Below are 13,735 nucleotides of genomic sequence, written 5' to 3'. Positions count from 1 at the left end.
CCTTTGTCGTGTCTGCATGTCTGAGGTTTCGATGTTTGATTTCGTCCGTAAGCACAACCGCCTGTTTCAGCTGCTCCTGCTGATCCTCATCCTCCCGTCATTCGCCCTGGTCGGGATTGAGGGCTATACCAGCTTCATGGATGGTGCCAACAAGAGCGTGGCCACAGTCGCCGGTCAAAAGATCACCCAGGCCGAATGGGATGCCGCCCAGCGCGAGCAAGCCGATCGCCTGCGCCGCCAGATGCCCAATCTGGACCCCAAGCTGCTGGACTCACCGGAAGCCCGCCGCGAGGCCCTGGATGGCCTGGTGCGCGAGCGTGTGCTGCAAGCGGCTGCCAAGGACCAGCATCTCTTCGTCAGTGACGAGCGCCTGCAGGCCATGTTCATGAACGATCCTCAGTTCGCTTTCCTGCGCAACCCGGACGGCAGCCTCAACAAGTCGCTGCTGGCTGCCCAGGGCATGAGCTCGCAGATGTTCGTCGAACGTCTGCGTCAAGACCTGACCCTCCGCCAGGTGTCTGCAGGCCTGGCCAACTCGAGCCTGGCCAGCAGCGCCAATGCGGGCGTGGCATTTGATGCCTTGCTGCAGCAGCGTGAAGTGCAGTTGCAGCGATTCAAGGCCCAGGACTACGCTGCGGCCATCTCGCCCAGCGACGCCGAGTTGGAGGCCTTCTACAAGGATCCGAAGAACGCCCAGCAGTTCCAGGTGGCGGAGAACGCTCAGATCCAGTACCTGGTGCTGGATCTGGAGGCACTCAAGTCCGATGTCAGCTTCACTGAAGAAGACCTGCGCAAGTACTACAGCGAGAACGCCTCGCGTTACACCGTGGCCGAGGAACGTCGCGCCAGCCACATCCTGATCAAGACCGACAAGGACGGCAAGCCGGACGAGCGCGCGAAGGCCAAGGCCAAGGCGGAAGACCTGCTGGCGCAAGCGCGCAAGAACCCGGCTCAGTTCGCCGATCTGGCGCGCAAGAATTCGCAGGACGAGGGCTCGGCTGCCAATGGCGGCGATCTCGATTTCTTCGGCCGCGGCGCCATGGTCAAGCCGTTCGAAGACGCCGCATACGCACTCAAGCAGGGAGAGATCAGCCCTCTGGTCGAGTCCGAGTTTGGCTACCACATCATTCAGCTGACCGGCGTGCGAGGCGGTGAAAAGAAGAGCTTCGAGTCGCTGCGCGCAGAGATCGAGGCCGAGGTACGCAAGCAGCTGGCGCAAAAGCGCTTCACTGAAGTGGCTGAGCAGTTCAGCAACAGCGTCTACGAGCAGGCCGACAGCCTGCAGCCCGTGGCCGACAAGCTCAAGCTCAATGTGCTGAACGCCACCGTGCAGCGCAAGCCCGCGCCTGGCGCGACCGGGCCTTTGGCTTCGGTGAAGTTGCTGGAAGCCGTGTTCAGCGACGACTCGCTGCGCAACAAGCGCAACACCGAAGCTGTTGAGGCCGCCCCGAATCAGTTGGTTGCTGCCCGCGTGGTGCAGCACAACCCGGCGCACCTGCTGCCGCTGGCGCAGGTGAAGGACACGGTCAAGACCCAACTGATTCGCCAGCTGGCCACGGCACAAGCCGTCAAGGCGGGCACGGCCCGCGTCGCCGAGCTGCAAAAGGCCGGTGCCGCGGATGCTGCCGGGCTGGAGGCGCCGGTGCTGGTGTCGCGTGCGCTGCCGCGTGATCTGCCGCGCAAGGTGCTGGAAGGGATTCTGTCGGCCGATGCCAGCAAGTTGCCCGCCGTGGTTGGCATCGACGGCGGTGATGGCAGCTATGTGCTGGCCCGCATCAACAAGGTGGTGGCCCGCGATCCGGCTGTGGTGGATGTCAAGCGCGCCGCCACGCAGTACGCCCAAGCCTGGTCGGCTGTGGAAGCGCAAGCCTATTCCAATGCACTGAAGACCCGCTACAAAGCCGTGGTCAAGGCCCCTGCAGCCGCGGCCTCGGCAGCCCAGTAAGGCAATCCGATCCAGTCCTCCCACCCCACGATCGCGGGCGGCTGGATTGGACACCCGTTTCAATGAGACGCTTGCCCTCGCAGCGCTTCAGGTTGATATGGACACCGGGTTCTTTCGTGGCTCAGCAGATTTTTCATCAAGACTTGCGCTGATCACAAAATCCGGTCTATAATCTTTGTCTCGACGGTGGTTGTAGCTCAGTTGGTAGAGTCCAGGATTGTGATTCCTGTTGTCGTGGGTTCGAGTCCCATCAGCCACCCCAAAACATGAAAACCCTCAGGCGAAAGCTTGAGGGTTTTTTCGTTTCTGGGCTTGCCGACACGGGTTGATCCATCTCTTGCCTCAACCCGGGGCCTCAACCCGAGCATGCGCGGCCGTTTCAGCGTTCAGGTCTGCGCCGGCGCATCCAGCGTCTGAGCAGGCCCGCAGCCACGGCGAGCAGTAGCAAGGCGCCCAGCAGCCGTGCCCCGTCGGCGGCATTGGCCTCGTGCCAGGCTTGAATCAGTGCATCCATGAAAAAGGCCAGGACCAGCGTGGCCGGCAGCATGCCGAGCAGGGTGCCGAGCAGCATGTCGCGAAGTCGGATGTGGCTGGCTCCGGCCACCATATTGACCAAGGCGAAAGGGGCAATCGGCAGCCACCGAATCAGGATCACGGCCATCAGGCCGCGCGCGGCCAGTGCCTGGCTGATCGCCTGCAGCCGCGGGCCGGCCAGTTCTCGCAAGGCGGCGTGCCCCAGGCCATGGCCGATGCTGTGGCTCAGCCCCGACGCCAGCACGCCCGCTGTCAAGGTACAGGTCATGCCCAGGGCCGGGCCCAGGGCCGCCAGTGCCAGCACGGTCATCAGCATCAGGGGCACGGCCAACACCAGAGCCATTGTCATCACGCCGATCACCCCCAACGGCCCCAGGGCCTGGCCCAGGGCTTGCAGGCGCGGCAGCAGGGTTTGCGCTTGCAAGGCTTCTCGCCCATCGCCATGGGCCCAGATCAGGCTCAGGCTGAGCAACAGCGCCAGCAGGAGCCAGAGCATGCGCAGGCGCCGGCGCAGGCGAGATCGGTCCGTGCGGTGGTTGGAACCACCCGGCGTCGTGTCGTGGCCCGGCGGTGCAGGGGAATGAGGCGTCATGCGTCCTCAGTGTGCCCCATGAACTGTGACAAGGCGCGGGCCAGATCATCGACATGGGCGGGCTCGAAGATCGAGCCGTGGGTGCCTGCGATCTGGCGGCGTTGCAGCTGATGCGGCATCAGCCGCTGCCAGCCCTGGAACAGCATGCGCTGCCAGCGCGCCAATCCGGCTGACTGCAGCAGCAGCACGGGCCCGTCGAACGCCTGACAGCGATGGCCACGCAGCGCCTGTACCTGGCTGACCAGACCGGGGTCGCTGAACATCGCGCCCAGGCGCCGGCCGTTGAGGCTGAGGTCTTGCACGTGCAGCTTGCGCACCAGCCAGCCCAGGGTGCGCCAGGAGGCGGTGCCGCCCAGCACGGCCTCGGGGTGGATGCTGTCCAGCAGGATCAGTCCGTCCGGCGGCAGCTCTTGCTTCTGAAGCAGCGCGGCCGTGGCCAGGGCCGTGACGCCGCCCACGGAAAAGCCAGCCAGCCAGCAAGGCAGGGGCGTCTCACGCACTGCTGCCATCGCTTCGGCATAGAGCTGGGCCAGTTCTTCGAGGCTGCGCTTGCGGTGGTCCAGGGGCGGTTGCAGCATGAAGAGTTGCAGCCCGACTGGCAGCGCATCGGCCAGCTGCTGCAGGCGCAGCACATCGCCGTGGCCGGATGCGGCCACAAAGAGCTGGGCCCGCACCGGTTCGCTCGCCGAGTGGCCCGGTCCGCGGGCCGGCAGCGCACGCAGCAAGCCTGGTTGGCGCGGCGGTCGGCGAAGGGCGCGGGCCAAGCTGGCAATGCTGGGATGCTCCTGCATCAGCTGCAGCGGCAGGCGGCGGCCCAGCTCGTCCTCCAGGCTGGCCAGAATGCCGAGTGCGGCCAGTGAGTCCCCACCCAGCGCGAAGAAGTCCGCGTCCAGATCGAGATGCTGGCCTAGGGCGGCAGCTGCCTGGGCGGCGGCCGGCAGGGCTTCGCTCCAGAGGCTCAGCAGACGCTGCTCCATGCCGGGTTGCGGCGGCCGGAGTTGGCCCGTGCTTGGGCATGCGGGGCTTCGATCACTGGCCTGCGGCTGAGGCAAGGCGCTGGTGAGCAACTTGCCCTGGGCATTGACCGGCAATTCCGGCAGCAGCGTGATGCCACTGGGCCGCATGGCCTCGGGCAGCCTCAGGCGCAGGCCGGCCCACAGTGCGGGCAGGTGATCATCTCGGAGCTCGGGCCCGGCCAGCCAGGCGTGCAGATGGGCAGGGCCGGGCTCTTGCAGCAGTTGCACCACGGCTTGCTGTACCAGGGGCAAGTGCAGGCAGGCGGCTTCCACGTCTCCGAGCTCGATGCGCTGCCCGCGCAGCTTGACCTGGCGGTCCAGTCGGCCGCCAAAGTGGAGCAGACCCTGGGGGTCGAGCCAGCCTCGGTCGCCGCTTCGATACAGGCGGGCGCCGGTCTGTTCGGGTAGGAAGGGGTCGGGCACGAAGTGTTGGGCGTCCAGCTCGGGGCGCCCCAGATAACCGCGAGCCAGCGCGGACCCGCCGATGTAGATTTCACCGCTGACGCCGAAGGGCATGGGCTGGAGTAGGGTGTCCAGCACATGGATGCGCGTGTCATCGACTGGGCGACCCAGGGGCACGTCAGTCGCTTGAATACCTGAGGATGCTTCATCCCCATCGGGCGGCTGGGCCGAGGGTTCGCAGGGCCAGGCAGTGCTGAAGATGCAGGCCTCGGTGGGGCCGTAGAGGTTGTAGAGCTGGGCACTGCAGAGCGACTGGAATCGCCGCAGCAATTCGGGGGAAAGCAACTCACCGCCGCAGCAGGCCACACGCAGTCTGGGTGCGGGCAGGCCTTGACGCTGGGCCTGTGCCCAGGCCTCGACCAGGCCCGCGAGCGTGCTGGGCACAAAAGCGCCGAAGGTGGCGCCATGTCGGGCCATTTGCTCGGCCAGTCGGCGTGGATGCAAACGCCCAGGTGGGGGGAGGGCGATGCTGGCCCCCAGGCTCAGCGGCAGCAGCAGCTCGATCAGGGCCGGGTCAAAGCCGTGGTGCGTGCCCTGGATCGAACGATCCTGCGGCGTGATCTGCCAGCGACGAGCCAGCCAGGCCAGGCGCCGGCTCAAGGCCGCGTGTTCAACCATCACGCCCTTGGGCCGCCCGGTGGAGCCCGAGGTGAAGAGCACATAGGCCAGGTCCTCGGGGCGGGCCACATCGTGGCTCGGGGCGTCGCCAGCGAGCTCGTCGGCTTCGTTGTCCCTCGCCTCGGGCAAAGGCAGGGGCAGACGAAGGCAGCGCGAGCCCAGCCCCGGCAGTTCGGCCAGGGCTTCGACGCCTGATGGGCTGACGGCGTCCAGCAGCAGGGCCTGTGCGCCGCTGTCCATCAGCACGCCGCTCAGGCGGGCGACCGGGGCTTGCGGGTCCAGGGGTAGAAAGGCGGCGCCTGCCAGGCCGATGCCCAGCAATGCCACCACCAGCTCGGGTGAACGCTCCATGGCCAATGCCACCACCTGCTCACGCGCGACGCCCAGGGCGCGGAGCTGTCGCGCCAGCGCTTCGCCGCGTAGCAGCAGCTCGCCATAACTCATGGTCTCCGTGCCAGCCGCGCCATCCCAGACCAAGGCGCAGGCCTGGGGCTGCAAGCCGGCCTGATGGCAGAACTGGTGCAGCCAGGGCTGCGGGGCCTCCTGTGACGCCAGGTCTTTGTGCAGGCCGTGAATCAGGGCCCAGTGCTCTTCTTCGGGCAGCAGGCTCACAGCGTCCAGCGGGCACTCGGGATATTCGCTCAGGTGCCGCGCCACATGCCAGATTCGGCGCGCCATCAGAGCGGCCTCTGCAGCCTCGAAGCAGTCGCCGCTGGCCTCCAACACCAGGGCGGGTGCGGCGCCTCCATCGAACTCGCACAGGGTCAGCGCGAGGGGGAAGCGCGCGCGGCCACTGAAGAGTTGGCGGGAGTCCTCCAGCCGCGCTTCGCCAAAGGGCAGTCGGTAGTCTTGACGTTCGAAAGACAGCAGCAACTCCAGCATCTCGCCCTGGCCCGGCAGGTGCAATCCTGGCAAGGCATGGGCGAGTTCGCTCAGCGGGTAGCGCGCATGGCGCAATGCGGCTTGCATCTGGGCGCTCGCTTGCTGCATCAGGCCGCCGGCAGTGCCGGCGCGTTCGAGGTCCAGGCGCAGGCATTGCAGGCCGGTGAACATGCCGGGCGTGTGGCGGAAGCGCTGGCCGCTGCGGTTCAAGCTGGGTACACCGACCAGCACCTGGCTTTGGCCGCTGAGCCGGCCGAAGTACAGCGCCAGGGCCGCCAGCAAGACATTGAAGCTGCTCAAGCCCTCGGCGCGAGCGCGCTGCTCCAGCGCGGCATAGGGCGCCTGCTCCAGGCTCAGCTGGATCAGATGAGCAGCCGGCAACTGGGCGGGTCCTGGTGGCGCGTGAGCGATGCGCCGTCGTTCTACCAGGGGCTTGCGGCCGGGCGCAGCCAGCGGTGCCAGTTCGCGTTGCCAATAGCCAGCATCGCGCTCGAACAAGGCCGATTGCCGATAGCGCTGCGAGTCCTCGATGAAGGCGATGTAGCTGGCGCCGACGCTGCAATCGTCATTGCTGCCCGTGCAGGCGGTGCTCTCGTCATCCCTCGAGCCCAGGTCTTGGTAGATCGTGCTCCAGGCCAGCATGAGCTGGGTGGTGCCCCAGCCATCCATCACCAGGTGGTGGAATTGGATGCTCAGGCCGTGCAGGGTGGCATGGGCGCGCAGCAGGATGAAGCGCCAGGGCGGCTGTTCACCGAGCTCAAACGGCTCGGCCATGCGGGCATTCCAGTGCCGGGCCATGGCGGCTTCGGCTTCGGCTTCGGCGTCACTGGATTCCTGGAGCTCGATCACCTCCAGCCGGGCCGGGTGCGTGGCCAGCAGCAGCTGTTGGCCGTCGCTGCGAGGCACCAGGCGCAAGGCTTCGTGCCGGTCCACCAGCAGCTGCAGCGAGGCCTGCAGGCGGGCGATGTTCAGAGGGCCGCGCAGCACGGCGCCGCCGCCGATATTGAGATGGCTGCTGCCCGGCCAGGCCCGCTGATCGAGCCAGACTTCGCGCTGGCTCAGCGAGAGTGGCAGCAGGCGGCTCAGGCGCGGTGATTGGCTCAGGTCTGCGGGGGGCGGCAGGCGGCCGCTGGCGCGCGGTGCCGCATCGGGCGCCGCAGGGAGGGCCAGGTCGCCGGCGCTCAGTCCCTGGGCTTCAAATTGAGCAGCTGTGTGCGATCCCATTGTTCGATGTGTTCCATCGCGTGGCGGTAGCCCAGCTCGGCGATCTCGGAGCCCTGGCTGTAGGCCATGAGCGGGTACTTCGCCACCGGTGGCTCGAGGTAATGGTCGGCCTGGGCCCGGGCGCGCTGACGCTGGCCCAGGCTGCCGATGTGGCCGGCGCTGTAGAGGATGTCGGCAATTCCGGGGGCGGCTGGAGCCCCGGGGCGCAGCCAGCGCTTCAGCACCTGCCAGTTGTTCAGCCGCTGCAGGCCCTGGTCGGCACGCAGGTTCTCGCGCACATCGACATCGACGGCAATGATGCTGCCGTTGCCGCGGCGCCGCTCGAGCGGCGTGCCCAGGCGCATGCGCATGGCCTGCACCGGCACGTTGTCGAGGATGGCGCCGTCCACCAGCAGGGCGCCGCCCTGCAGCACCGGTGGGAACAGGCCGGCCGGCGAATTGCTGGCCAGCACGGCGCGCCAGATCGGGCCTTGGTCCAGGGTGCTGGTGTTGCCCTCGCTGAGGTTGCAGGCGGCAGCGAAGAAGGGCAGCCAGAGCTGTTCGATCAGGCGCTCGCCGAACAGGCGGCGCAGGTCGCGCTCGACCCGTCGGCCAGCCACCAGGGACACCAGGGGCAGGGTCAGGCGCTCACCGCCGGCGGCGAAGCGCCGCGTCTGCGCCAGGATCTGGTCCAGGCTGTGACCGCAAGCGTACTGCGCGGCGATCAGGGCGCCCATGCTGTTGCCGGCGATCAGGTCCACCGGCAGCGCATGCTCATGCAGGGCGCGCAGCACACCCAGATGGGCAAAGCCGCGCGCGCCGCCGCCGCCCAGCACCAGGCCCAGGGCACTGCCGGTGAGAAAGCGGGCCAGGCGCTGGGTATCGCCCAGTCGGGCGCGGCGCAGGGGATAGATGCGCTCCAGCTCGCGGCCTTGCAGCCAGGGTGTGGGCAGCACGGGCTGGGCCTCGTGGGCGTCGTGCAGCAGCACGAGATGCTGCCGTTTCAAGGCGGCGCTGCCGTCCTCGGCCAGCAACTGTCGCTCGGCAACGCTGGGCGTGGCTGGGGCATGGGCGCCGCTGAGCAGGATCAGCTGATCGGCCTGGCGCAGGGCAAAGCGGGTCCAGGGAAGGGCGCTGGCCGCGCCGGCATCCTGTGTGAGGTTGCCCGGGATGCAGGCCGCCTGGTAGACGATGAAGTCGTGCTCGTCTTCGAGATGCGCGAGGGCTTCGCGCGCCATCGGCTGGCCGTTGAGCAGCAGCTGGGCGGGCTCGCCGGGGTGTGCCGCCTGCTGGCGCACATGGGCGGCGCGGCCTTGCAGGCTCAGGCAGCGGCACAGGTCTTCGGCCAGGGCGGTGGCGCAGCCGTCCGATTCCAGCGCCGGCTGCAGGGGCAGCAGGGCAAAGGTCTGGGCCATGCGCTGGTGGCTGGGGGCGTCATGCTGCGGGCGCAGGCGTTCGTAGACGGCCTGCACAAAGACCTGACACAGCTCGCCGGGGTGGCGCAGCAACAAAGCCTCGTAGGCGCTGCGGCTGAGCACGGCCAGGCGCGAGTCGCGCACGGCGGTCACGTCCTGGGCGCGCGGCTGCTGCAGGATCAGGCCCAACTCGCCAATGCTCTGGCCAGGCTGGATCTGGTTGTAGAGCAGCAGCTGCCCGTTCGGGCCGCGCCGGGTCACGCGCAGGCCGCCGCTGATGACGAAGATGATGGAGTCGGAGTCCTCGCCTTCGCGCAGCAGGGTCTCGCCGCCGCGCACCAGGCATTCCTGCATGGCCTCGGCCAGCTCGTCGATGATGGCGGGGCTGAGCGCGCCGAACACTGGGCTGGCCCGCAACATGGCCACCACCTTGGCCAGGCTGGCCTCGCTGTGGATGTGTTCGGGCAGGAACTCCATCGGCCCAGTCTAGCGGCCGACCCGCCGACCGTGTGGGTAGAAAAGCCAAAGAAAAAGCCCGCGCGTCGGGAGACGCGCGGGCTGAGTTTGGCAGCGTTCAAGGCGCTGCGCCGGGGAGTGTCCGGGGAAGGATCAGTTGCTGGTGCCCATGGCGCCGGCCAGGGCTTGCACAGCCTCTTCCAGCTTGGCCTTGCCCAGGGCCTTGCACTGTTCAGGTGTGGCATTGGGAGCGGCGCCGAAGGTGGTGGCGCTCTTGGCCGGCTTGAACAGCAACTCCTTGCCCTTGCGCGGCACGACGACGGCACGGGCGGTGATCACGCAGGTTTTTTGCGCCATATCGATGCCGCCCTCCACCTGGCTCAGGAAGCCCCAGGCCTTGGCCGGGAACAGCTTGACCGTGGCCGGGGTGATGCTCTTCAACCAGATGGCTTCGGCCGAGGCTTGATCCATCAGATTGGCGGTCGATTGGTCGTCGATCACGTACTTGGCCGGGGCGGCAAATGCGGCGGCAGCGGCGCAAGGCAGGATCAGGGCGGCGATCAGCTGGTTCAGTTTCATGGGTTTCCTTCGAGACATGCTTGTTGTTGCTTTGGCAGCGCGCAGTGGCGACCTCACGCCATGCGTGCGCAGGCCCGGCAGTGTGGGGGCTGCATTGGGCTTTGAGCCTCAGGGTTTACACGGGATCATGGCCAGAGATTCGTGAACGGCGCCTTCGGCCTCAGGCAAGCAAGGCGCTGCTGATCTTGAAGGTCAGCCAGGCCGCCAGGTAAGCCAGGCCGAAGAGGTAGGCCAGCATCAGCGCAGGTGTCTTGTAGCCACCGGTCTCACGCCGGGCGGCGGCCAGGGTGGCGATGCACTGCGGCGCAAAGACAAACCAGGCCAGCAGGGCCAGCGCCGTGGGCAGGCTCCAGCTCTGTGCGATCAGCGGACTCAAGGCCTCGGCTGCATCGGCGCCGCCGCTGGACAGGGCGTAGACCGTGCCCAGGGCGCTGATCACCACCTCGCGCGCGGCCATGCCCGGCACCAGGGCCAGGCAGATCTGCCAGTTGAAGCCCAGAGGCTCGAACAGCGGCGCGAGGCCGCGGCCCAGCATGCCGGCCAGGCTGTAGACGATGGCCGGCTCGCTGGCGCCTTCGGGCGCGTCAGGAAAGCTGGCCAGCAGCCAGAGCAGCAGCGTCAGCACCATGATGATGCCGCCGACCCGGCGCACAAAGATCACCGCACGCTGCCACAGACCCAGGGCGATATTGCGCGGATGCGGCCAGTGGTAAGCCGGCAGCTCCATCATCAGCGGTCGCACCTGCCCGCCGCTTTGGGTGAAACGCTTGAGCAGCCAGGCCACGCACAGGGCGCCGAGGATGCCGGCCAGGTAGAGCCCGAACAGCACCAGGCCCTGCAGCTGCAAACCCCAGGCCAACTGCCGCGCCGGGATGAAGGCGCCGATCAAGAGGGCGTAGACCGGCAGCCGGGCCGAGCAGGTCATCAGCGGCGCGATCAGGATGGTGACCCAGCGGTCGCGCGGGTTGGCGATGCTGCGCGTGGCCATGATGCCGGGGATGGCGCAGGCAAAGCTGGACAGCAAGGGGATGAAGCTGCGGCCCGAGAGGCCGACGCTGCCCATCAAACGGTCCAGCAAAAACGCCGCGCGCGGCAGGTAGCCGCTTTCTTCCAGGATCAGGATGAAGAAGAACAGGATCAGGATCTGCGGCAGAAAGACCAGCACGCCGCCGACACCGGCGATCAGCCCGTCCACCAGCAGGCTGCGCAGCCAGCCTTCGGGCAGGGCGCCGCCGACCCACTCGCCCAATGCGGCCATGCCGTCCTTGATCAGATCCATGGGCCCGGTGGCCCAGGCAAACACGGCCTGGAAGAGCAGGAAGAGCACGACCGCCAGGATCAGCGGGCCGGCCACCGGATGCAGCAACACGCGGTCGAGGCGGTCGCTGGGCAGCTCGGGCAGCTCTTGATCCAGTTGCAGTCGCTGCAGGATCTGTTTGATGCGTTCGTGGTCGCCGTCTGCTGCGCCGTCCGCCGCGCTGTCGGGCAGGGCAGTTGGCACCCAGCCCGCTTTGTCGTCCAGCAGGGCTTTCAGCTCGGCCACGCCTTCGCCTGCCGTGGCCACGGTGCGCAACACGGGCACGCCCAGCTCGCGCGACAGCGCTTCCGTGTCGATGGCCAGGCCGCGCTTGGCGGCCAGATCGGCCATATTGAGCAGCACCACGCAGGGAAGGCCCAGACGCTGTACCCCCAGCACCAGGCGCAGGGTGCGGCGCAGATTGGTGGCGTCGAGCACACAGACCACCAGATCGGGGCGCTTCTCGCCGCGCGCACGGCCGGCCAGCACATCGCAGGTGACGCGCTCATCGGGCGAGCGCGGGTTCAGGCTGTAGGTGCCGGGCAGGTCGAGCAGGCGCAGGGCGCGGCCGGCGGCGCTGAGCAGGCGGCCCTCTTTGCGCTCGACGGTGACGCCGGCGTAGTTGGCCACTTTTTGCTGGCTGCCGGTCAGTCGGTTGAAAAGGGCGGTCTTGCCGCAGTTCGGGTTGCCCACCAGGGCCAGCAGGGGCCCGCCCCGGTGCACATGGATGACGGCCTCAGTCATGCGCCGCCTCCCGTCCTTGAGGGGCTTGCACCTGGATGCAGGCCGCCTCGGCACGGCGCAGGGCAAAGGTGGACTGGCCGATGCGCACCACCAGCGGGTCGCCGCCGGGCAGGCCGCGGCTGAGGATCTTGACCGCCTCGCCGGGCAGGAAACCGATTTCGGCCAACCAGTCGGCCCATTCCGGCGCGTGGGCAGGCGCTCGCACGGCGAGCACCTGCATCGCCTGACCCAGGTCGAGCTGCGCCAAGGTGGCTGTGTTGCCGGCCCTGGGCTTGGCGTCGTCGATAGCGGTGTTGTGAGTCACGGGCGCACTCGCCACGGCGGGCAGGGCGCTGGAGGCACTGAGATCGGTCATGCGAGGCGTGTTGCGTTGTCGGTCAAGGGTGGAGAAGCCTCGCTGCTTCGCCTGTTGCTGTTCTGGCGGGCTTTTGTGCCCTTCAGATCATGCTGTCGAGTGCAATCGAGAATTATTCTCATTGTAGGCTTCGATGGACAGCTCAGATGCCGCGTGGGTTTGCGCTGCCTCAGTCTGGGGTGAATTGGGGTTGCAGCCAGAGCCAGAGCCGGAGCCGGCAGAGTGGATCGCGGGGTGCATCGAGGCCCGAGCGCGCCGTGGGCCGTGCGGTGCCGCGGACTTGTGCACGGGCGCGCGAGGTGCCAGCGAGCCTGCAGCCATTTCCGTGCTGAAAAAGCGCCCACCCGAGTGGGTGTCCCTGCCTAGCGCTGCAGTTGCGCAAATGCATAAAATGGGGCGCGCAAACGTTTAGCGTTTTCCTTTATCAGCCGATACACTGAGTTTTCTTACAATCAGCGCCCGATGTCGACTACCGTCTGGCGTTCGTAAATAGACGGGGGCAAACTGCCCGAAGCCCCACCCCGCGCTGCCGGCCGCCCCAGATGGCCCCGGCGGCGTTCTTTCACCGATGTGCCTGCCCATTCCTGCTGCCATGATCGCAACACCTTCGTTTGTTCGTGCCGCCGTGACTCTTGCGCTGTCTGCCCTGTCCCTGCCGGCGCTGGCCCAGGCCGGGCAACCCGCCGTCATCTTTGACATGGGTGGCAAGTTCGACAAGAGCTTCAATGAATCGGCCTACCGCGGTGTCGAGCGCTGGAAGAAGGAAACCGGCAAGCCTTATCTCGAGTTCGAGATCAGCAACGACACCCAGCGCGTGCAGGCCATCCGCCGCATGGCCGAGCGTGGCGCCAGCCCCATCATCAGCATCGGCTTTGCCCAGGCATCGGCCCTGCAGCAGGTGGCCAAGGACTTCCCCAAGACTCAGTTCGCCATCATCGACTCGGTGGTCAACGCGCCCAATGTGCAGTCGGTGGTGTTCAAGGAACACGAGGGCAGCTACCTGGTCGGCGCCATGGCCGCGCTGACCAGCAAGACCGGCAAGGTCAGCTTTGTCGGCGGCATGGACATCCCCCTGATCCGCAAGTTCCAGTGCGGCTTCGAGCAAGGCGTGAAAGCGACCAACCCCAAGGCCGAGGTCTTCTCCAATATGACCGGCACCACCTCCAGCGCCTGGAACGACCCGACGCGCGGCGGTGAGCTGGCCAAGTCGCAATTTGCCAAGGGCTCGGACATCGTCTTCGCTGCGGCAGGCGGTACCGGCTCGGGCGTCTACCAGGCGGCCAAGGACGCCGGCAAGCTGGCCATCGGTGTGGACAGCAACCAGAACCATCTGCAGCCCGGCACCATGCTGACCTCCATGGTCAAGAACGTGGACGTGGCCGTGTACAACGTGCTCAAGGGCTGGAAGGCCGGCGTCTCGGTGCTGGGCCTGAAGGAAGGCGGCGTCGAGTACGCACTGGATCAACACAACAGCAAGCTGATCAGCCCCGCGCTCAAGACCAAGGTGGAAGCCATCAAGGCCGACATCGTGGCCGGCAAGATCAAGGTGGCCGATTACATGGCCGACAACGCCTGCAAGTACTGAGCGCCCGAGCTGCGCCATTCCCAGCGATATTCAGCGCCACTCCGCGACATCC

At 67.2% G+C, this 13,735-nt stretch carries 8 protein-coding genes and 1 tRNA gene; 3 read left to right on the top strand and 6 right to left on the bottom strand.

The features are described 5' to 3' along the window. Positions 1–31 precede the first annotated feature (31 nt). Both C1O66_RS06060 and C1O66_RS06055 read left to right on the top strand, forming a co-directional pair. Positions 32–1,945: a peptidylprolyl isomerase gene (locus C1O66_RS06060; RefSeq protein WP_102767061.1), complete on the top strand. Its 1,914-nt coding sequence runs from the start codon at positions 32–34 to the stop codon at positions 1,943–1,945. Positions 1,946–2,131: 186 nt separating this feature from the next. After that, positions 2,132–2,207: transfer RNA gene (locus C1O66_RS06055), tRNA-His, on the top strand. Between the two features lie 117 nt (positions 2,208–2,324). On the opposite strand, the gene C1O66_RS06050 is transcribed toward C1O66_RS06055, so the two are convergent. The 6 genes from C1O66_RS06050 to C1O66_RS06025 form a co-directional block, all read right to left on the bottom strand. Then, on the bottom strand, positions 2,325–3,071 hold the full coding sequence (locus C1O66_RS06050; RefSeq protein WP_102767060.1) for a TVP38/TMEM64 family protein: 747 nt from the start codon (positions 3,069–3,071) through the stop codon (positions 2,325–2,327). Then, positions 3,068–7,273 carry a non-ribosomal peptide synthetase gene (locus C1O66_RS06045; protein WP_102767059.1) on the bottom strand — a complete coding sequence of 1,402 codons (4,206 nt, stop codon included), beginning with the start codon at positions 7,271–7,273 and terminating at the stop codon, positions 3,068–3,070. The genes C1O66_RS06050 and C1O66_RS06045 overlap by 4 nt, the downstream gene beginning before the upstream one ends. After that, positions 7,231–9,144 carry a patatin-like phospholipase family protein gene (locus C1O66_RS23615; RefSeq protein ID WP_133155115.1) on the bottom strand — a complete coding sequence of 638 codons (1,914 nt, stop codon included), beginning with the start codon at positions 9,142–9,144 and terminating at the stop codon, positions 7,231–7,233. The genes C1O66_RS06045 and C1O66_RS23615 overlap by 43 nt, the downstream gene beginning before the upstream one ends. Before the next feature lie 132 nt (positions 9,145–9,276). Then, positions 9,277–9,702, bottom strand: a complete 426-nt coding sequence (locus C1O66_RS23610; RefSeq protein ID WP_133155114.1) for a hypothetical protein — start codon at positions 9,700–9,702, stop codon at positions 9,277–9,279. Between the two features lie 160 nt (positions 9,703–9,862). Continuing rightward, positions 9,863–11,743, bottom strand: a complete 1,881-nt coding sequence (gene feoB / locus C1O66_RS06030) for a ferrous iron transporter B (protein ID WP_102767058.1) — start codon at positions 11,741–11,743, stop codon at positions 9,863–9,865. Then, positions 11,736–12,098, bottom strand: coding sequence for a FeoA family protein (locus C1O66_RS06025; protein ID WP_102767057.1), 363 nt, complete (start codon positions 12,096–12,098; stop codon positions 11,736–11,738). The genes feoB and C1O66_RS06025 overlap by 8 nt, the downstream gene beginning before the upstream one ends. A 592-nt stretch (positions 12,099–12,690) precedes the next feature. Here C1O66_RS06025 and C1O66_RS06020 point away from each other — a divergent pair. Then, on the top strand, positions 12,691–13,683 hold the full coding sequence (locus C1O66_RS06020; RefSeq protein ID WP_102769490.1) for a BMP family lipoprotein: 993 nt from the start codon (positions 12,691–12,693) through the stop codon (positions 13,681–13,683). Positions 13,684–13,735 lie beyond the last annotated feature (52 nt).

It is taken from the genome of Paucibacter aquatile (genome assembly GCF_002885975.1).
Taxonomy (GTDB): Bacteria; Pseudomonadota; Gammaproteobacteria; order Burkholderiales; family Burkholderiaceae_C; genus Paucibacter_A; species Paucibacter_A aquatilis.
The sequence above is the reverse complement of the archived record's forward strand: the minus strand, read 5'-3'. Positions and strand labels throughout refer to the sequence as shown.

Bases quoted from the DNA above. Each gene is read 5' to 3' on its own strand.
- C1O66_RS06060 (WP_102767061.1), top strand. From the start codon at position 32: ATGTTTGATTTCGTCCGTAAGCACAACCGCCTGTTTCAGCTGCTCCTG.
- C1O66_RS06050 (WP_102767060.1), bottom strand. From the start codon at position 3,071: ATGACGCCTCATTCCCCTGCACCGCCGGGCCACGACACGACGCCGGGT.
- C1O66_RS06045 (WP_102767059.1), bottom strand. From the start codon at position 7,273: ATGGGATCGCACACAGCTGCTCAATTTGAAGCCCAGGGACTGAGCGCC.
- C1O66_RS23615 (WP_133155115.1), bottom strand. From the start codon at position 9,144: ATGGAGTTCCTGCCCGAACACATCCACAGCGAGGCCAGCCTGGCCAAG.
- C1O66_RS23610 (WP_133155114.1), bottom strand. From the start codon at position 9,702: ATGAAACTGAACCAGCTGATCGCCGCCCTGATCCTGCCTTGCGCCGCT.
- feoB (WP_102767058.1), bottom strand. From the start codon at position 11,743: ATGACTGAGGCCGTCATCCATGTGCACCGGGGCGGGCCCCTGCTGGCC.
- C1O66_RS06025 (WP_102767057.1), bottom strand. From the start codon at position 12,098: ATGACCGATCTCAGTGCCTCCAGCGCCCTGCCCGCCGTGGCGAGTGCG.
- C1O66_RS06020 (WP_102769490.1), top strand. From the start codon at position 12,691: ATGATCGCAACACCTTCGTTTGTTCGTGCCGCCGTGACTCTTGCGCTG.